The sequence below is a fragment of the Nocardia amamiensis NBRC 102102 genome (assembly GCF_001612745.1).
Lineage (GTDB): Bacteria > Actinomycetota > Actinomycetes > Mycobacteriales > Mycobacteriaceae > Nocardia > Nocardia amamiensis.
Genome location: NZ_BDBA01000201.1, coordinates 1 through 18,045 on the forward strand (window position 1 = coordinate 1; position 18,045 = coordinate 18,045).

The window sequence follows — 18,045 nt, forward strand, 5'->3', positions numbered from 1 at the left end:
GGCGACACGGCTGGCGGCTGCCGCGGGCGTGCAAGTAGGGCAGGTTGATGATTCCGCATCCGATGTCGGAGGCTCCGTACCCGCAACGCGCATGGCGACCACCGCGGACGAGCAGGCGGAGACCGCAACCCAGTCCGGCGACGCCGCTGCCGTACCGGCGGAACCTGGCGACCAGGACGGCGTAGTGCGTCGCGCGGCCCCGGAGAGCGGCCCACGCGATGACGTCGCGTTGCTGACCGCATACGCGAAGGTCGTCACCGCCGCATCCCGAACGCCCGAGCGGCAGGCCGAGATCGATGCCGAACTCTTGGCGGCCGACCGGGCCCGTGCCCACGCGGAGGCCGTGCTGGCGGAACCGGAGATCCAGGCCGCGGCGGCTTCGGAGCCCGATGATCTGGCCGAACTCGACGCGCAGGTAGCGGCCGCGCAGAGCAGTCTGAACGCCGCGGTGGCCGCCCATGCCGAAGCAGGCAGGCGGGCGAGCCAGCTCGAGGAGCTGGGTGGTCAGCTCTGGGCCGCCGTCGACCGGATCGCACCGGCCCAGCAGGCCTTCGAGGAGCTGAAGGGACTCGCCGACGTGGTCGCCGGGCGCGGCGCGAACAACCGGCACATGTCCCTGCACTCCTACGTCCTGGCCGCCCGCCTGGAAGAAGTGGCGCAGGCCGGGTCGCTGCGGTTGCGCAAGATGTCCGGTGGCCGTTACGAATTCGTCCACTCCGACAAGGCGGGTCCGCGTGGTCGCCGCGGCGGGCTCGGCCTCGACATCCGGGACGACTACACCGGCGCCATCCGCCCCGCCAAAACGCTCTCGGGTGGCGAAACTTTCATGGCCTCACTGTCATTGGCGCTCGGTTTGGCAGACACCGTCGCGGCCGAATCCGGTGGCGTTGTCCTGGACACCCTCTTCATCGATGAGGGCTTCGGGGGCCTGGACGCCGACAGCCTGGACGCCGTCATGGGCGTCCTCGACGAACTCCGCGCCGGTGGCCGGGTGGTCGGCGTGGTCAGCCACGTAGACGAAATGCGCCAACGCATCCCCAGCCGCCTGCACGTCTTCCGCGGCCGCACCGGCTCCCGCCTGCAAGCGACCATCGCCTGACTCGGGGCGTCCGGCGCGGTCGACGCTCACCCCTCGTGGTCGAGTAGCCAGCGCTTCGCCGGCAACCCCCAGCGGAATCCGCCCAGTGCGCCGCCGATGCGCAGGACTCGATGGCAGGGCACGAACAGGGCGGCGGCGTTGCGGGCGCACGCGTTGGCGGCGGCGCGCGTGGCGTCGGGGCGGCCGGAGCGGGCGGCGAACTCGGTGTAGGTGAGCGGGCTGCCCGCCGGCACCTTGCGCAGCACCTCCCAGGCGTGTGCGAGGAACTCCCCGGAGCGTTGGCGAACCGGAATCGGGTCGATCGCCGTGAGGTCGCCCTCGTGGTAGGCGATCACGGCGCTGGTCACCTCGCCCAGTGCATCGCGTTGCCGCAGCCGGTCAGGGCGCAACGTGGGATGGATCAAGCCGCGCAGGTTCTCCGCATCGGAGGTCCAGCCGGAGGCCAAGACCGCGCCCTCCGCGTCGACGAGCGTGGTGAACGGCCCGATCGGGGTGTCGGTAATCGCGAAATCCGCTGTAGAAGTGACCTTTCCGTTGACTGCGGCGGGAATGGTGATGGTGGCGTTCATGATTCGACACTGCCTTTCGTGGTGGCGAGCGCGGGGACTTTGGTGGATGTGGCGCGGTCGGTCAGGGCCGCTTTCCAGAGGTGCATCGACAGGTACGACCGCCACGGCGCCCAGCGCGCGGTATCCGTCAGATCGATGCCCAGGAGGCTCGCGCCTCGGCGGACGACCAAATCGGTGCTGAGCAGGACGTCCGGATCGGCGAGCAGGCGCATGGTCACGTAGTCGGCCGTCCACGGCCCGACGCCGTCCAGCGCGAGCAGATCGCGGCGCAGGTCGGCTGCGGTACGTCCCTGGTGCAGTAGCAGCTCCCCGGCGGCGAGCGCCTCCGCGGCAGCGACGATGGAGCGGATCCGTCGTGCCGGGCCGGTCAAGACTTCGGCGCCGCGCTCGGCGATCACCTCCGGCGTCGGGAACAGCAGCGGGATCGGACCGTCGACGCGCTCGCCGAGCGCCTCGACCAGCCGCGCCGTGTGCGTGGCCGCCGCGGCGACCGAGATCTGCTGCCCGATCATGGTGCGCAGCAGAAGTTCCGCTCCATCCAGGCAGCCGGGCACCCGGATGCCCGGCGTGAACGACGGGCGCATCGCGCCGAACCGATCGGCCTCGGGTATCGCCTCGGCGTCCGGCGGCGAGCCCGCACCGGCATCCGGCAAATAGTCGGTGTGGTGCTCCGACAACTGTTCCGAGGACGGCCCGTGCGCCCCTGGCCCGACGCCGAGCGCCTCATCGATACCCACCGGGTCGGCATCCAGATCCAGCAGATGCCGCAGCCGCGCCACCGTCGGCGCCAGATCGCGCATGTCCTGCAAAGACAACTCGGCCCGCACATGGTCGCGCTGGAAACCGAGCCGCACGGTGGCGTGCCCGTGTGGCGTGCGGAGGTTCCTCGTGTAGGTGCCGTTGTCCCACAGCTCCATGCCGGGCACGACGTGCGCGGACAGGAACCACTCCAGCCACGCGCGGTCCAGCGGTTCCCGGTAGGGCAGCCGCAGCGTGAGCGAGCCGTTGCCTGCGGGCGCCGGACGACCGGAGGTGCCCGATTTCGCGCGCTGGGCCTCGGTCCGCATGGTGGTGGGGCTGACCGCGAACACCTCGCGCACCGTGTCGTTGAACTGGCGGATGGAGGCGAATCCCGCCGCGAACGCGATATCGGACATGGGCATCGTGGTGGTCTGGATCAGCAGCCGCGCGGTGTGCGCCCGGTGTGCACGAGCCAGTGCCAGCGGCCCCGCGCCGAGCTCGGTGGTCAGCACCCGGGTGAGCTGCCGCTGCGAATAGCCGAGCGTGGCGGCCAGCGCAGGCACCCCGCCGCGTTCGATGACACCGTCACCGATCAGCCGCATGGCCCGCGCGGCCAGATCCGCCCTGGTGTTCCACAGTGGCGAACCCGGCGCGGCGTCCGGCAGACAGCGGCGGCAAGCCCGGTAGCCTTCCTGCTGGGCCGCGGCGGCGGTCGGTAGGAACGACACGTTTGCCCGCTTCGGGGTGATCGCCGGACACGAAGGGCGGCAATAGATTCCGGTGGTCCGCACCGCGGTGAAGAATTGTCCGTCGAATCGCGAGTCTCGGGTCGACACCGCCCGATAGCACCGTTCGAAATCCAATGCCGTGATCGTCACGTTCACCACAATGTCAGCTACGGCGGACCTGTGCTAGCGGAAATCCGCCATCGTCACAGAGGGCTGTCGGCACTTCGCACAAGCGTCATGACATCGCAGCATGTATACGCGGCGGCAGTAGTGCGAAGCACCAAAACGTCGTGCGACGGCACGCACCAAAATCAGCAGCAGCGGTTGGCCGGATTGCGGTCCGCCTCGTCATGCCGCTGCCGCCAGTACTCCCGTTCGGTCGGAATCGCGCACTCCGGGTGCCTGCGGCGCAGGTGCTCGACGTAGCGCGGGTAGTCCTGTCCACCCAGGATCGAGTTGAACCACCAGATGCCGGCGCGAACGCCGTTCCCGCAGGCACGGGCAGTGGCGCGCAGCCGGGTGCCGGCCGGTCGCACGGACCGGCCGGCACCCGTGGCGGAAGTGTTCATTGCGCGTGCACGTGCGCCGCGCCGGGCGCGCGCACCTGTCCGGTCGCGATCAGCTCGTCCCACTGCTTCTGGACTTCCTTCTCCGCCGCGGTGGCGACGAACCCGCTGGGTGCGAAGATCTTCGACGGCTCCTCCGGCGTCTCGGTGGTCGCCGTCTCGCCGGAGCGCCAGGCACGGAAGGCAACCACCGCGCCGACGACCGCCACGATCAGCACCAGCACCGCGAACACGACCGACAACGTGCCCTGGATGAAGGTGTTGCGCACGATCGCGCTCATGTCGTCGGGGGTCTTCGCGGTCAGGCACAGCTTCCCGGCCTCCTGCGCCGCCTGGCAGATGCTGTGCTGCTTCCAGTACCCCAGTTTCGGATCGGCGGAGAAGATCTTCTGCCAGGACGCGGTCATGGTCACCGCGAGATCCCAGGCCAGCGGAATGCCAGGGACCCAGGCCCATTTCGCCAGGCCCTTCTTCACCAGGATCACCAGCACCACGGTCAACGCCATCGCCGCGAGCAGCTGGTTGGCGATGCCGAACAGCGGGAACAGCGTGTTGATGCCGCCCAGCGGATCGGTGACGCCCATCAGCAGGATCGATCCCCACGCGGCGACCACGAGCGCCGAGCACAGCCACGCCCCGACCCGCCAGGACGGATCACGGAACTTCTTCGCCACGCCGCCGAAATTGCCCAGCGCGTCCGACAGCATGAACCGTGCCACCCGGGTGCCCGCGTCGATCGTAGTGAGGATGAACAGCGCCTCGAACATGATCGCGAAGTGGTACCAGAACGACTTCATGCTCGCGCCGCCGAGGAACTGGTGGAACACCTCGGAGATGCCGACCGCCAGCGTCGGCGCGCCGCCTGTGCGGGAAATGATGGTCGTCTCGCCGACGTCGCTCGCGGCCTGGCTCAGCTCCGCAGCCGTCGTGGGGGGGCCGCTGAGGCCGAGACTGTTGGTGTAGGCAGCGGCCTTCTCCGCGGTGCCGCCGGTGAGCCCGACCGGCGCGTTCATCGCGAAGTACAGATGCTGGTCGATGATCGAGGCGGTGATAATGGCCATGACCGCGACGAACGACTCCATCAGCATGCCGCCGTAGCCGATCATGCGCGCGTGCGATTCCTTCTCCAGCAGCTTCGGCGTGGTTCCGGAGGAGACCAGCGCGTGGAATCCGGAGAGTGCGCCGCACGCGATGGTGATGAACAGGAACGGGAACAGTGAGCCCGCGAACGCCGGGCCCTTGCCCGAACCGGCGAAACTCGACACCGCCGGGGCTTGCAGCACCGGCAGCGTGACCAGGATGCCGACCGCGAGCAGGACGATTGTGCCTACCTTCATGAAGGTGGACAGATAGTCGCGCGGCGCCAGCAGCAACCACACCGGAAGCACCGACGCGAAGAAGCCGTAGGCGATCAGCAGCCAGGAGATGGTCACCGGCGAGAGCGTGAACCAGTCCGCGCCCCAGTCGGTTTCCGACACCCAGCCGCCGCTCACAATGGCCAGCAGCAGCAGGCCGAACCCGATCGCGGACACCTCGCCGACCTTGCCCGGCCGAAGAAACCGCAGGTAGACGCCCATGAACAACGCGATCGGGATGGTCATACCGATGGAGAAGACACCCCACGGGCTGTGCGCGAGCGCGTTCACCACGACCAGCGCGAGCACCGCGAGCAGGATCATCATGATCACGAGAATGCCGACGATGGCCGCCCAGCCGCCGATCACGCCCAGCTCGTCGCGGGCCATCTGACCGAGGCTGCGACCGCGCCGCTTCATCGAGACCCACAGCACCAGGAAGTCCTGCACCGCCCCGGCCAGCACCACGCCGACCACGATCCAGATGGTCCCCGGCAGGTAGCCCATCTGCGCGGCCAGCACCGGACCCACCAGCGGACCCGCACCCGCGATGGCGGCGAAGTGGTGCCCGTAGAGCACCCGCCGGTCCATCGGCATGTAGTCCTTGCCGTTCTCCAGGATTTCGGCGGGCGTGGCCAGGTCGTCGCGCGGCTTGGTGATCTTGCGTTCGATGAACCTGGCGTAGAACCGATACGCGATGAGGTACGTGCACACCGCGGCGATCACGATCCACACGGCGTTGACCGATTCGCCACGCGAGATCGCGAGCACCGACCAAGCGATGGCGCCCAGTACGGCGATCCCCGCGAAGATCAATTTCTTGGCCGGAGTGATCGGGGACTTGTCGACCACACCGACGGGCGGCAGATCGGGATCGGTCCGCAGATATTCGATTGTCGCCATCTGCCTACTCTCCTGTGAAACGCGCAGGATCTTGCTGAAACACGTGACAACGTATCCGATCGATGATCGCCGTCGTGCCGATTCCGGCCGCCGATCGAGCAACGTGAAATATTGTTCATGTGTCGGCCGTCACGCTGTGATAGCCAGACGTATGCTGCCATGCGGTTCGAGGAAGCTCCACATCCGCCCTGGAGGAGGGCTGAGTTGCCTGCCGATCCCGTCTCCCGGGTCCGTCGCCGGACGCTGCTCGGGTCGGCGCTGGCCGCTCCGCTGCTGGCGAGCAGCGGCTGCGGCTCCGATGACGACGCGCTGACCTTCTTCTTCCAGGCCAGGCCGGAAGAGGCGCGGGTGCGGCTGAAGATCATCGACGAGTTCCGGAAACGACACCCGGACATCCGGATTCGCACCATCATGTCGGGTCCCGACCCGATGCAGCAGATGCTCACCTATTGCGCGGGCGGCAAGTGCCCGGACGTGCTGATGGCCTGGGAGCTGCTGTATTCCGGCTTGGCCGAGCGCGGTGTGCTGCTGGATCTGAACACTCTGCTGGAGCGCGAGCCGCAATACGCGGCCCAGTTGCGCGCCGACAGCTACCCCGCGCTATACGACACCTTCACCTATGCCGGTGGTCAGTACGCCCTGCCCGAGCAATGGTCCGGCGTGTTCCTGTACTACAACCGCCAATCGTTCGCCGATGCAGGGATCACGCCGCCCGCTCGCTGGCGGGACGCCTGGTCGTTCGACGAGTTCCTCGCCGCCGCCCGCGCTTTGACCGAGCGCGATTCGTCCGGGCGGACCAAGTGGGGCTTCGCCGACGCCTGGGTGCCCTACTTCTCGGCAGCCTGCTTCGGCATGAACAACGGCGCCGAGTGGTTCACGCCGTCGGTGAATCCGACCAGAACCAATATCGGTGATCCTCGGTTCGCCGAAGGGTTCCAGTTCTACGCCGACCTCGCGGTGCGCCACCGCGTGGCGCCGAAAGCCGCCGATACGCTGTCGGTTTCCGCGCCGGACCTGTTCCGGCGGGGGCGGGCGGCCATGGCGTTGGGCGGACATTGGCTGTATTCCGAATTCGCCGGGCACGACGATCTCGCGATCGACGTCACGGTACTGCCGGTGGGTCCGCGCGGGGGACCCGGCGCGATCACCGACGTCGGCAGCACAGGACTGTCCATCGCCGCGGATAGTCCGCGCATCGAACAGGCTTGGGAATTCGTCAAATTCGCGACCGGGCCGGTGGGACAGGAAATCATCGCCGCGTCCGGTCTGTTCGTTCCGGTACTGAAGTCCGCGATGAGTTCGCCGGGGTTCGCCGCCGCGCACCGTGAGATCCGCAATATCGAGGTGTTCACCGAGGGCCCGGCAAACTCGCGACCCCTGCCGGTGACACCCGTCTGGGGCAAGGTTTCCGCGCTGCTCGAGCGGGGCTCCAACCGCATACTGCGCGGTGCCGCCACCGCTGATTCCTTGAACGGCAGCTTCGCCTCCGACGTCGACTCCCTGCTGGAGGCACGATGAGCCGGTCGCACACCGAGGGCAAAGCCGCCCGTCGTGCCCCGTCCCGTTTGGCGCGGCGACGGGAACGAGCCGGTTGGGCATTCGTCGCGCCCAATGTGGGAGCCGTAGCGGTATTCTTGTTGTTTCCGTTGGGCTTTTCGCTCTATCTGAGTTTCCATTCGTGGGACTTGTTCAGTCCCATGCGGTTCGTCGGCGTGGACAACTATCGGAGGCTGTTCGGATCCGATCCGCTGTTTCTCATCGCGGTTCGCAACACCGCCGTCTTCACGGTGCTCACCTTGGTGCCCACCGTGGTGATCGGACTCGCGGTAGCCGCGGTGCTGAATCGAAAATCGGCCGGTATCGGCATATTTCGGACGATCGCGTTTCTGCCGCTGGTCGCGTCCGCGGTCGCCATGGCGGTGGTGTGGCGGTTTCTGTTCACCGATGACGGACTGCTGAACGTCGCGCTCGGCTGGTTCGGCATCGACGCGGTGCCGTGGCTGACCGACCCGGACTGGGCGCTGGTGTCGCTGAGCATCGTCACCGTATGGAAGAGCGTGCCGTTCGCGACGGTCATCCTGCTCGCCGCCATGCAGGGCGTGCCGGAGACGCTCTACGAAGCCGCGATGATCGACGGCGCCGGGGCACTGCGGCGGTTCTCCGCCATCACCCTGCCGCTGATCCGGGGGCCGCTGTCGTTCGTCTTCATCATCACGATCATCAATTCGGTGCAGGCATTCGACCAGGCATACGCATTGACCGGCGGCAACGGGGGTCCGGAGACAGGCACCTACCTGTTGGGAATCATGCTGTTCCAGAACGCCTTCGGCTTCTACGAGGTGGGCTACGCCTCCGCGCTGGCCTGGGTGATCTTTGCGATGCTGTTCCTGCTGACACTGCTGCAATTGCGGATTGCCCGGCGGGCGGAGGTCGAGCAATGAACGCTGTCGAGGCGGTGCGGCGAGCGCTGCCCGCGCGGCGCGGCGAGGTTGTCGCGAGCGGACGGGTCGAGCGGGCGATCGTGCGGCGAGTAGTCCGCGGGGCGGCGATGTATGCCGCGCTGGCCGGCGTCGCGTGGTGTGCGCTCCTGCCGATTCTGTGGGCGGTGTCCGGGTCGCTGAAGCGGGACGGTGAGATCGCCGACGCCGCGTTGCTTCCCGAGCGGCCGCAGTGGTCGAACTACGGGAAGGTTTTCGACCTGTTGCCGCTGGGGCGGATGCTGCTCAACACCACCGTCTACGCGCTGTGCGTTACGGCGGGGCAGGTCTTCTTCTGCTCGCTGGCCGGTTATGCCTTCGCGCGCTTGCGCTTCCGCGGGCGCGACATGCTGTTCCTGGCCTACCTCGCCACGCTGATGGTGCCGCTGACCGTGACGGTGATTCCCCAGTTCCTGCTGATGCGTGCGTTCGGCTGGGTGGACACCCCGTGGGCGATGATCGTGCCCGGTCTTTTCGGCAGCGCGTTCGGCACCTATCTGATGCGCCAGTTCTTCCGCACACTGCCGACGGAACTGGAGGAGGCCGCCATACTCGACGGCTGCACGACCTGGCAGGTCTACTGGCGGGTCCTGCTGCCGCACACCCGCCCGGCCCTCATGGTGCTCGCCGTGCTCACCTGGATCACCGTGTGGAACGACTTCCTCTGGCCGCTGGTCATGATCCAGCGCGAGGACGTCGCCACCGCGACACTGGGCCTGGTCCGGCTGCAAGGCCAGTACCACACCCAGTGGCCGATCCTCATGGCCGCCGCGGTCGTCATCCTGCTTCCGCTGCTGGTGATCTACGCGATCGCCCAGCGCGCGTTCATCCGCGGCATCGCGATGTCGGGGCTCGGCGGTCGTTAGGCGCGCCTACCTCGCCTTCGCGTGACGGTCTTCGTCCGGCTGGGCCTTAAGCGCCCCAATAGGTGCCGAAGCTCCAGAGATTGCCCTCAGGGTCGCGGACGGTGAAACCGCGGGAGCCGTAGTCCTCGTCGCGCAGGCCGCGGACCACCTCGGCGCCCGCGGCGGTGGCTCGGTCGAACAGGGCGTCAGGGTCCTCGCAGACCAGATAGACGGAATCGGTGCCGGGCGGGCGGGTGCCGAACGGGCTGTCGTCCTTGCCCGCCGAGCCGAACATGATGCCGCCGCCCAGCGGCCAGCGCAGTTCCGCGTGTTCGACGATGGACGGGTCGTCCTCGCGGGCGTAACACGCGGTCTCTCGGAAGCCGAACGCCTCCACGAGGAACTTTTCCATCGCGCGGGCGTCGCGGAAGGTGAGCGTGGGCCAGACGGCGGTGCGGGTGCTGGTTTCAGTCGTTGTCGGGTTCGTCATGTCATTCATCGTCATCCGCCGAACTCGTCGGAGGCTTGGACGGATGGAACCTCCTCGGTTAGCCAGGCCGTCGGGCTCGTTCCCGCCAGGTCGGCGAAGTCGCGATCGAGATGGGCCTGGTCGTAGTAGCCACAGGCGGCGGCCACCTGGGCGATGGTGATGTAGGAGGGAGTGTGCGCGAGCATCCGCCGGGCGCGCTCGAAGCGGGTGATCCGGGCCGCCAGCTTCGGGCTCAGGCCGAACTCGCTGTTGAACCGGCGTGTGAGATGCTGCCTGCTCCAGCCGATCTCCTCGGCCAGCGGGCCGACCGCGATGCCGCCGCCGGAGCGGACCAACATGCGCCATGCCCAGGTGAGTTCGGGACCCACCACACGACCGGGATCGGCGAGGGCCGAGAGCACGCTGTCGCAGGCGGCGAAGCGTTCCGGCCAGCTCGGCGCGTGTTGCAACCGTTCCCACAACTCCACGCCCACCGGACCCACCACGTCGGCGAATTCGACCGACGTGTCCCACAGCGCCGCGGCTGGGATGCCGAACAAGGTCCGGCACCCCAGCGGCGTCAATGCCACGGCCACCCCTTCCTGATAGCCGTCGTGCGCGATCAGCGCGGTGCTCGCCTGTAGCCCGCTCAGCACGCAGCGATAGTTCTGCGGGGACTGGCGCGGATCGGTCTGCTCGACGACATCAATGGTGGGGCCGATGGCCACGATGAAAGTCATATGCCGCGAAGGCAACCCGCGATGGATCGCCGCGGCGAACCCGGCCATGCGGTAGCCGAGATAGCGGTCGATGAACGCCGCGAGCATGGGTGCCGGACGCGCCGTCACCACCTCCGTGGTCGGCTCCATACGGTCACGCTACGCCGCATGTCGGCTATCGCAAGGTCGCCTCAGCGAAGCTTCCGCGATCAGTTCGCCACGTTGACATGCTTGTGGATCGCTGCTTGCTCCGTGGCCAGGTCGAGCAGACAGGCGGCCAGGTCGTCGCGGGTGATACGAATGCCGAACAGCACGTTGCGCTCGACCGCTGTGCGGTAGGAGCCCTTTGCCGCGTTGTCGGTGAGCTGTGGTGCGCGGACGATCGTCCAGTCGAGTGCCGAATCGCGAACCGCGTGCTCCGCGGCGGCCATATCGCCCAGGCTGTGCCGCAGAAGCGGACGAAGGATGAGCGGTTTCACCACGAAGCGAGTGAACCAATCATCGCCCGGCCCGGGGACTCCGGCGCTGTTGCTCACCACGACAAGACGCTGCACGCCCGCTAGTTCCATTGCCTTGCTGATCGACAGTGCCGCGTCCGTGCAGACCGAGGTGGGTCCTTTCTCGCGCGACCCGATGGTGTCGAGCACGGCGTCTGCGCCGCGCACCGCTTCGACGATGTCCACGGGATTCATTGCGTCGGCCACCACGACGCGCAGCCGCGGATGGTCCGGCATCGAGTGTTTTCCCCGGACCACCGCCGTGACGTCGTGCCCTGCTGCCAGTGCCTGGTGAACAAGTCGCGTGCCCGTATTGCCGGTCGCTCCGAAGACGGTGATTCGCATGTGTGCTCCTGGTTGGTGAGTGCTCACTAACGTATGATGGGTGAGTACTCACTAACTTGTCAACCGGGAGCAGTGATGGGCACGCGCGACCAGATCCTCGACGCGGCGGCAGAGATCATGCGCAACCGCGGTGTGGTTCACGCCACGACCAAGGAGATCGCCAAAGCTGCCGGATATTCCGAGGCGGCGCTCTACAAGCACTTCAGCGATAAGGAGGACATCATCCTCAACGTCCTCCGCAACCGGATGCCCACTCCGGCCGCCGCGCCGCCCGAGCCGGGGACGGCCACCGTAGCGGACAATCTCACCGCTATGGCCCGCGCCGCGCTGAGCTTCTACCAACAGTCGCTCCCGCTGCTCGGTGGTCTGCTCGCGCAGCCGGAACGCATGGCCACGCACCGCAATTCGATGCAGCGTCACGGGGCTGGACCAGGTCATGCCATTGCGGGAATCGCGGAATACCTGCGTGCCGAGTGCGAACTCGGCCGCATCGCCGCCGAAACCGATGTGATCGCCGCCGCCTCCCTGCTCGACGGCGCCTGCTTCCACCAGGCGTTTCTGCGCTACTACCAGTCCGGTCCGGACGCCGAACCGGCATCGGACGAACTCGCCCGCGGTTTGGCGCGGACCCTGGTTCGCGGCCTCGGCCCGTCTGCCAGCGGTGCTTCCAGCTGATTCGCCCGGACGGCGGGCAACCTCTCCGCGGCAGGCAGCAGACGGTGAGATGGAGCACTACAGCGTGTAGTTGAGTGGGTTCGGGCGCTACCGTTGCCCCTTCTAACGATTTCTGGAGGTGCGATGCGGCGGGTGCAATACGAGCGCAGCGGTGGTCCCGAGGTGCTCGAGCTCGTCTCGGTCGAGGTCCCGACGCCAGGGCCGGGTGAGCTTCTGGTCCGCGTCGAGGCGGTCGGTGTGACCCTGCCGGTGGTGCGGAAGGTACGCGAGCAGCGTGAGCCGATCGCGCTGGGCGGGGAGATCGCCGGAGAGGTGGTCGCGGTAGGCGAGGGCGTCGACGGGTACGCGCCCGGCTACCGCGTGACGGGCCTGGTGTTCGGACACGGTTACGCCGACTATGCGCTGCTCTCGGCCGCAATGGCCTCACCGATTCCCGACGGAGCTTCCTCCGTCGACGCGGTCGCGCTGGTGCGCAGCGGGCTGGTGGCGCTCGGTGCGCTCGACGCCGCCGCACCGAAGGAGGGGGAGTCCGCGCTGATCACCGCCGCCGCGAGCGGCGTAGGCCACCTCGCGGTCCAGCTGGCGCGGGTCCGTGGCGCGGCGCGCGTGGTCGGCGCGGTGTCCGATCTCGCCAAAGCGGAGTTCGTGCAGAAGCTCGGCGCCGACGACGTGGTCGAATACGGCCAGGAGTCCTGGGGCGCGCCCGCCGACTACGTCCTCGACGCCGTCGGCGGCGACCTGCTCACGCCCGCGATCGCCGCCCTCGCCCCCGGTGGCCGCTTGGTCGCCTACAGCTCCGGCGGCGGCACCATCCAGGCATACGACCTGCTCGTCGGCGCGAAATCGGTGATCGGCTTCCAGATGGCCCGCATCGCCCAGGGCCAACCGGACGTCTACGAGCACTGGCGCCAAGAGCTGTGGCAGTACTTCGCCTCCGGCCGGCTCAGCCCCGCCATCCACGCCGAGTTCCCCCTCGAAGAAGCCCCCAAAGCCCACGCCCTCATCGAGCGGCGAGCCAACCTCGGCAAAGTCGTCCTAACCCCCTGACCCTCGCCACCCACGAAGCGGGCGCGAGTGGCACACGGCTGAGGCATTTCGCGAGAAGACCTCTCCACCATGTGCCACTCGCGGCAGGCGTGCCGCGTAGACTCTGTTCCTCGTGAGTCTCACCCTCGGAATCGTCGGCCTGCCCAACGTCGGAAAGTCGACGCTGTTCAACGCGTTGACCAAGAACGACGTGCTCGCCGCGAACTACCCGTTCGCGACCATCGAGCCCAACGTCGGCGTCGTTCCGCTGCCCGACCAGCGGCTGAACAAGCTCGCCGCGATCTTCGGCTCCGAACGCATCGTGCCCGCCACCGTGTCGTTCGTCGACATCGCGGGCATCGTGAAGGGCGCCTCCGAGGGCGCGGGCCTCGGCAACAAGTTCCTCGCCAACATCCGCGAGGCCGACGCCATCTGCCAGGTGGTGCGCGTCTTCGCCGACGACGATGTGGTGCACGTCGACGGCCGCGTCGACCCCTCCGCCGACATCGAGGTGATCGAGACCGAACTCATCCTCGCCGACCTGCAAACCTTGGAGAAGGCGGTCGTCCGCTTGGAGAAGGAAGCCAAGGTCAAGAAGGACCGCAAACCGGTCGCCGACGCCGCCAAGGCCGCCCAGGAAATCCTGAACAACGGCACCACCCTGTTCGCCGCCGCCGACAAGGTCGACACCGAACTCCTCAAAGAGCTTTCGCTCCTCACCACCAAGCCCTTCCTCTACGTCTTCAACGCCGACGAGTCGGTCCTCACCGACGAAGCCAAGGTCGCGGAACTGAAAGCCTCCGTCGCCCCAGCCGATTCGGTCTTCCTCGACGCCAAGGTGGAAGCCGAACTCCTCGAACTCGACGAGGAATCCGCCCTCGAACTCCTCGAATCCATCGGCCAAACCGAACCCGGCCTGCACGCCCTTGCCCGCGCCGGCTTCCACACCCTCGGCCTCCAGACCTACCTCACCGCAGGCCCGAAAGAGGCCCGCGCCTGGACGATCCACCAAGGCGACACCGCCCCCAAGGCAGCAGGCGTCATCCACACCGACTTCGAACGCGGCTTCATCAAAGCCGAGATCGTCGCCTACGCCGACTTGCTCGAAGCAGGCTCCATGGCCGCCGCCAAAGCCGCAGGCAAGGTCCGCATGGAGGGCAAGGATTACATCATGGCCGACGGCGACGTCGTCGAATTCCGCTTCAACGTGTAGCTCAACGTGTCCAGTCGAACTCGGCGAACCATTGATTCCCGAAGGGGTGTGGCACGCCTGCTGGGTGGTGTAATACGGCGAAACGGTGTGCCTCGAACTCGGACCGGCAGGTGTCACGCTCGGCGGTTGACCCCGCACCTCGTGCAGCCGGTCGGCGCCGCGCCGCGGTGGTCGTTGCCGGATAGGATCTAGCTGAACGGTTTCCCGCTCCGGTGATCGTTGTTCAGTAAAGGGAGTCCGAGCGGATGGATCGCCTGAACAAGGGGATCAGTCGGCGCAGTGTGCTGTCGGCGGCCGGAGCCTCGATCGCACTCACCGCAATGGCGCAGCCGACGCAGGCGGTGACGATCACGCGGAAAGTATCCGCAGGCCCCGAGGAGCCCGGGATGCGGGCGGACCTGGCGGAACAGGCAATCGTGCAGCGGCACGTGCGCACACTCTGGGGCCAGCCACAGATGCGGTTGGGCACACTCGTCTGGCCTGCGTCCTTGCCGGACCAGTCCTTCGTACGATGGTGTTACTGGTGGCAGGCCCACCTTCTGGACTGTGCGGTGGACGCCGCGTACCGCGCCCGCACCCCCGAACGCATAGACCGGGTCGTCGCCCTCGCACGCGGTATTCGGACCCGCAACCTCACCGGCTGGACCAACCGGTACTACGACGATATGTCCTGGCTGGTGCTGGCGCTCGAACGTGCCGACCGGCTGCTCGATGTCCGGTTCGGCGACGCTGTCGGTGAGCTGCGGGCCGCCTTGATCGCGGGTTGGAGCCCGGTCGTCGGCGCGGTGCCCTGGCGGTCGGGCGACGATTACTACAACACCCCCGCGATCGGTCCGACCGGTATCGCCATGGCGCGTTTGGGCGAGCTCTCCCGTGCCGGACAACTTGCCGATTTCCTGTACACCCGATTGCGCGACACCGACAGCGGCCTGATCCTCGACGGTGTCCATGAGCCCGGCGGACGAGTAGAGCGGACCGTCCACACCTACTGCCAGGGCGTGGCCATCGGGCTGGAAACCGAGCTGGCAGTGCGCACAGGTGAATCCGGCCATCACAGGCGCGTGGCAGCCCTCGTTGCCGCGGTCGCGGACGGCCTCACGGACACAGGGGTGATTGCCGCGGCCGCCGGGGACGACTCCGGGCTGTTCATGGGTATCCTCGCCAGATATCTCGCGGAAGCCGCACTGTCCTTGGGCGACTCGACCGCCGCGAATATCGTGCACGCTTCCGCGCAGGCGGCCTGGAAGAACCGCGCCGAGGTGGATGGGCTACCGCTGTTCGGTATGGACTGGACCCGCCCGGTCATGGTGCCGGCGCATCCGGAAACCTTTCTCCAGCTCACGCACTCGTCCGCTGCTTCGTCGGCGAACCTGAGCCGCGATCTCTCGGTACAGCTGAGCGGATGGATGCTGCTCGAAGCGGATTACCAGCTCACCGCCGCAGGAAACTGAGCCTCGCGGCGGCCGGGTGCGGCACCAAATGACCGGTAGCTCAGGCGTGTACGTGTAGGCCGAAACCGGTGCGGCCCGGCGCTTCCAATCCTGCGCGCAGCCGTGCTGCCGGTATTTCGTAGTCGCCGCCGTTCTGGCTGCGGTACGGGATGGGGTCGGTGTCTTCCAGGGTGAGCAGCCGTTCCTGCCACAGCTCGGTCGCGTCTGCGAAGGTCTCGGGTGGCATCCGTACCGTGCGGTACAGCACGAACGGCGGCAGCACCTGCATGCCGGGGTGGTAAAGAATGCCGTGCTGGATCGGATACAGCAGGTCGTCGATCGGCCCGTTGATGCCGCGGTCGGAGTAGTGGGATTCCGGGCCGCCGACCGTCACCGACAGCATGGCACGCTTGCCTTGGAGGACGCCCTCGCCGAAGCGGTCGCCGTACCGGGTTTCGTTGTGCTCGCCCACGCCGTAGCCGAAGCCGTAGGTGAACACGCGGTCGACCCAGCCCTTGAGGATCGCGGGCATCGTGTACCACCACAGGGGGAACTGGAAGATCACCGTGTCGGCCCACCACAACTTGTCTTGTTCTGCGCGGATATCGGCGGTGAGCGTGCCGGTCTCGTACGCCCGTCCGGAATCGTGGATCGGATCCAGCGGGTTCGACGCGGCGGCGCCGAAATCGTCGGCGTCGATGATGGGTTTCCAGCGCATCGCATACAGATCACTGACCTGCACCTCGTGGCCCGCACCGGTCAGAGTGTCCACCGCGATGTCGGTCAGTGCGCCGTTCAGCGACCGTCGTTCGGGGTGGGCGTGCACGATGAAGACTTTCATGTTTGCTCCTCGGGTCGATGTGTCTTCGATCCTGCGGGGCGCGGCCGGGCGCCTTTCAGGGACGCTTTGTCCGTAGGACCTGACTTCCTGGTACCGACGGGGCCACCCGGCCGGTGGGCTGGGCACGGATACTGGAGTGATGGACGACCTGGCCGACTTCCTGCGCACGCGGCGAGCCCGGGTCGACCCGGAAACCATGGGCATCCCCGCCGATTCGCGCCGCCGGGTGACCGGGCTGCGGCGCGAGGAGGTAGCGCACCTGTCCGGGGTGAGCGTCGACTATTACGTCCGCCTCGAGCAGGGGCGGGCGCGTCAACCGTCCGCGCAGGTCCTGAACGCGCTCGCGCGGGTGCTCGGTCTGGACGAGGTGGAACGCGACCATCTGCACCGGCTCGCCCACCGTCCGGCCCGAACGCCCCGGCCGGCGTCCACACCGCGGCTGCGACCCGAGCTGCTGCGGGTGCTGGACCTCGTCGCCGACGCCCCCGCGTTCCTCATCGACCACCGCCTGACGGTGCTTGCCGCGAACCGGCACGCCGACCTGCTCTACGGACGCCGCGCGCAGGGATTGAACATTGCCCGGCACGTCTTCCTGACCGACGAAGGGCGCGCGCTGTTCGCCGACTGGGATGCCTGCACCCTCGACACCGTCGGCCACCTGCGCCTGGCAGCAGGCCGCCACCCCGACGACCCTGAGCTGGCTTCCCTCATCGGCGAACTCGCCATGCACAGTGAACGCTTCCGCCGCCTATGGGCACGCGCCGACGTCCGCACCCGCACCCACGGCCGCAAGGCATACAACCACCCCTTGGTCGGCTACCTGGAACTGCACCAGGAAAACTTCGCTCTCCCGGACACCACCGGAACAGAATTCGTCACGCAATCGGCCGCCCCCGGCACCGCCGCCCACGACAACTTGCGCTTACTCGCCAGCCTGGGCGCGACCGACGACACCGCTGGGACGAACCCTGCGAACGAACCCCGACGAGCCGGCGACGAGGGCCGCTACCAGTATTGATGCCGTTTTCCATCGGTGTCGGCGATGAAGATGACCGCATCGGCGCTGTCCAGGTCTGCCGGGGTCAGCGGGATGTGGCCGGGCAGAATGGGTTTGGCCGTGCCGATCGCCGGTGGAAGCGCGGCCCGTAGGTCCTGTGCTGGGAACAGCGCGCGGCGGATGGTCGCCTCGGCCAACACACGCTGGAGGGTGTCCGGATCGCTGTCGGGACTGGCGTCGATTGCCAGGAACATGTAGCGCTCGCCGAGGGTGAGCGCGACGAGTGCGCCTGCGCTGTACCAGTTCACGTCGTCCTCGCCGACCGAGATGTCGGACTGCGCACGTTTCAGGTGCTCATTGTGCGCGAATACCAGGCTCGGCCCGCGTCGCTGCTCCTGGGCGACGATCGCGAGCAGATTGTCGGCCATCATCTCGGCGCGCAGGCTGAGCAAGGTCGCGATGCGATCGGGTCCGTGGCCGGCCATGGCCGCGTGATAGCGCAGCAGGCCCTGGGCGGTGCGCGCGTGCGCGACGGCGTGGTCGTAGCCGG

General features: G+C 67.7%; 18 protein-coding genes. 9 read left to right on the plus strand and 9 right to left on the minus strand.

What is annotated here, in order from left to right; translation table 11 throughout:
• Positions 1 to 1,099: SbcC/MukB-like Walker B domain-containing protein (locus NA4_RS30225; protein ID WP_281180077.1), on the plus strand; the 1,099-nt coding region annotated here is incomplete at its 5' end.
• 26 nt (positions 1,100 to 1,125) lie between these two features.
• Here the strand turns inward: NA4_RS30225 and NA4_RS30230 are convergent.
• The 4 genes from NA4_RS30230 to NA4_RS30245 form a co-directional block, all read right to left on the minus strand.
• On the minus strand, positions 1,126 to 1,668 hold the full coding sequence (locus NA4_RS30230) for a methylated-DNA--[protein]-cysteine S-methyltransferase (protein WP_067477765.1): 543 nt from the start codon (positions 1,666 to 1,668) through the stop codon (positions 1,126 to 1,128).
• Positions 1,665 to 3,287: a DNA-3-methyladenine glycosylase 2 family protein gene (locus NA4_RS30235; RefSeq protein WP_373862851.1), complete on the minus strand. Its 1,623-nt coding sequence runs from the start codon at positions 3,285 to 3,287 to the stop codon at positions 1,665 to 1,667. The genes NA4_RS30230 and NA4_RS30235 overlap by 4 nt, the downstream gene beginning before the upstream one ends.
• Positions 3,288 to 3,448: 161 nt before the next feature.
• A complete protein-coding gene (locus NA4_RS30240; RefSeq protein WP_067477799.1) occupies positions 3,449 to 3,652 on the minus strand; it encodes a YbdD/YjiX family protein in 204 nt (67 codons plus the stop codon).
• 50 nt (positions 3,653 to 3,702) lie between these two features.
• A complete protein-coding gene (locus NA4_RS30245; RefSeq protein WP_067477768.1) occupies positions 3,703 to 5,961 on the minus strand; it encodes a carbon starvation CstA family protein in 2,259 nt (752 codons plus the stop codon).
• Between the two features lie 204 nt (positions 5,962 to 6,165).
• Between NA4_RS30245 and NA4_RS30250 the strand changes: the two genes are divergently transcribed.
• The 3 genes from NA4_RS30250 (at position 6,166) to NA4_RS30260 (ending at position 9,304) form a co-directional block, all read left to right on the plus strand.
• A complete protein-coding gene (locus NA4_RS30250) occupies positions 6,166 to 7,479 on the plus strand; it encodes an ABC transporter substrate-binding protein (RefSeq protein WP_067477771.1) in 1,314 nt (437 codons plus the stop codon).
• A 47-nt stretch (positions 7,480 to 7,526) separates the two neighbouring features.
• Positions 7,527 to 8,402: a carbohydrate ABC transporter permease gene (locus tag NA4_RS30255; RefSeq protein WP_245671652.1), complete on the plus strand. Its 876-nt coding sequence runs from the start codon at positions 7,527 to 7,529 to the stop codon at positions 8,400 to 8,402.
• 107 nt (positions 8,403 to 8,509) lie between these two features.
• Entirely contained in the window at positions 8,510 to 9,304 is a 795-nt protein-coding gene (locus tag NA4_RS30260; RefSeq protein WP_067477802.1) for a carbohydrate ABC transporter permease, read from the plus strand.
• Between the two features lie 46 nt (positions 9,305 to 9,350).
• On the opposite strand, the gene NA4_RS30265 is transcribed toward NA4_RS30260, so the two are convergent.
• Genes NA4_RS30265 through NA4_RS30275 form a run of 3 tightly spaced genes read right to left on the minus strand, consistent with a single transcriptional unit; the run spans position 9,351 to position 11,313 of the window.
• Positions 9,351 to 9,773 (minus strand): VOC family protein, encoded by a 423-nt coding sequence (locus NA4_RS30265; RefSeq protein WP_067477805.1) that lies wholly within the window; start codon positions 9,771 to 9,773, stop codon positions 9,351 to 9,353.
• Positions 9,774 to 9,784: 11 nt separating this feature from the next.
• Positions 9,785 to 10,621 carry an AraC family transcriptional regulator gene (locus NA4_RS30270; protein ID WP_067477776.1) on the minus strand — a complete coding sequence of 279 codons (837 nt, stop codon included), beginning with the start codon at positions 10,619 to 10,621 and terminating at the stop codon, positions 9,785 to 9,787.
• A gap of 59 nt (positions 10,622 to 10,680) precedes the next feature.
• Positions 10,681 to 11,313 (minus strand): NAD(P)-dependent oxidoreductase, encoded by a 633-nt coding sequence (locus NA4_RS30275; protein WP_067477778.1) that lies wholly within the window; start codon positions 11,311 to 11,313, stop codon positions 10,681 to 10,683.
• A gap of 75 nt (positions 11,314 to 11,388) precedes the next feature.
• Between NA4_RS30275 and NA4_RS30280 the strand changes: the two genes are divergently transcribed.
• The 4 genes from NA4_RS30280 to NA4_RS30295 all read left to right on the plus strand — a co-directional run bounded on the left by NA4_RS30280 (position 11,389) and on the right by NA4_RS30295 (position 15,678).
• Positions 11,389 to 11,988, plus strand: a complete 600-nt coding sequence (locus tag NA4_RS30280) for a TetR/AcrR family transcriptional regulator (protein WP_084497596.1) — start codon at positions 11,389 to 11,391, stop codon at positions 11,986 to 11,988.
• Between the two features lie 123 nt (positions 11,989 to 12,111).
• Positions 12,112 to 13,035, plus strand: a complete 924-nt coding sequence (locus NA4_RS30285) for a quinone oxidoreductase family protein (protein WP_067477784.1) — start codon at positions 12,112 to 12,114, stop codon at positions 13,033 to 13,035.
• Between the two features lie 112 nt (positions 13,036 to 13,147).
• Positions 13,148 to 14,227 (plus strand): redox-regulated ATPase YchF, encoded by a 1,080-nt coding sequence (gene ychF, locus NA4_RS30290; protein ID WP_067477787.1) that lies wholly within the window; start codon positions 13,148 to 13,150, stop codon positions 14,225 to 14,227.
• A gap of 245 nt (positions 14,228 to 14,472) precedes the next feature.
• Positions 14,473 to 15,678, plus strand: coding sequence for a glycoside hydrolase family 76 protein (locus NA4_RS30295; protein ID WP_084497598.1), 1,206 nt, complete (start codon positions 14,473 to 14,475; stop codon positions 15,676 to 15,678).
• A 40-nt stretch (positions 15,679 to 15,718) separates the two neighbouring features.
• Here NA4_RS30295 and NA4_RS30300 read toward each other — a convergent pair whose 3' ends face one another.
• Positions 15,719 to 16,498, minus strand: a complete 780-nt coding sequence (locus NA4_RS30300) for an NAD(P)H-dependent oxidoreductase (RefSeq protein WP_067477790.1) — start codon at positions 16,496 to 16,498, stop codon at positions 15,719 to 15,721.
• Positions 16,499 to 16,637: 139 nt separating this feature from the next.
• Here NA4_RS30300 and NA4_RS30305 point away from each other — a divergent pair, with 139 nt between their 5' ends.
• Entirely contained in the window at positions 16,638 to 17,516 is an 879-nt protein-coding gene (locus NA4_RS30305; RefSeq protein ID WP_067477793.1) for a helix-turn-helix transcriptional regulator, read from the plus strand.
• Here NA4_RS30305 and NA4_RS30310 read toward each other — a convergent pair.
• On the minus strand, positions 17,504 to 18,045 hold a 542-nt coding region (locus NA4_RS30310; protein ID WP_174553018.1), incomplete at its 5' end, for an erythromycin esterase family protein. The genes NA4_RS30305 and NA4_RS30310 overlap by 13 nt on opposite strands.

What these genes read in the sequence shown, in the direction of transcription:
- NA4_RS30230 (WP_067477765.1), bottom strand. Translation starts at nt 1,668, where the DNA reads ATGAACGCCACCATCACCATTCCCGCCGCAGTCAACGGAAAGGTCACT.
- NA4_RS30245 (WP_067477768.1), bottom strand. Translation starts at nt 5,961, where the DNA reads ATGGCGACAATCGAATATCTGCGGACCGATCCCGATCTGCCGCCCGTC.
- NA4_RS30260 (WP_067477802.1), top strand. Translation starts at nt 8,510, where the DNA reads ATGTATGCCGCGCTGGCCGGCGTCGCGTGGTGTGCGCTCCTGCCGATT.
- NA4_RS30265 (WP_067477805.1), bottom strand. Translation starts at nt 9,773, where the DNA reads ATGACGAACCCGACAACGACTGAAACCAGCACCCGCACCGCCGTCTGG.
- NA4_RS30270 (WP_067477776.1), bottom strand. Translation starts at nt 10,621, where the DNA reads ATGGAGCCGACCACGGAGGTGGTGACGGCGCGTCCGGCACCCATGCTC.
- NA4_RS30275 (WP_067477778.1), bottom strand. Translation starts at nt 11,313, where the DNA reads ATGCGAATCACCGTCTTCGGAGCGACCGGCAATACGGGCACGCGACTT.
- NA4_RS30280 (WP_084497596.1), top strand. Translation starts at nt 11,389, where the DNA reads ATGGGCACGCGCGACCAGATCCTCGACGCGGCGGCAGAGATCATGCGC.
- NA4_RS30285 (WP_067477784.1), top strand. Translation starts at nt 12,112, where the DNA reads ATGCGGCGGGTGCAATACGAGCGCAGCGGTGGTCCCGAGGTGCTCGAG.
- NA4_RS30295 (WP_084497598.1), top strand. Translation starts at nt 14,473, where the DNA reads ATGGATCGCCTGAACAAGGGGATCAGTCGGCGCAGTGTGCTGTCGGCG.
- NA4_RS30300 (WP_067477790.1), bottom strand. Translation starts at nt 16,498, where the DNA reads ATGAAAGTCTTCATCGTGCACGCCCACCCCGAACGACGGTCGCTGAAC.
- NA4_RS30305 (WP_067477793.1), top strand. Translation starts at nt 16,638, where the DNA reads ATGGACGACCTGGCCGACTTCCTGCGCACGCGGCGAGCCCGGGTCGAC.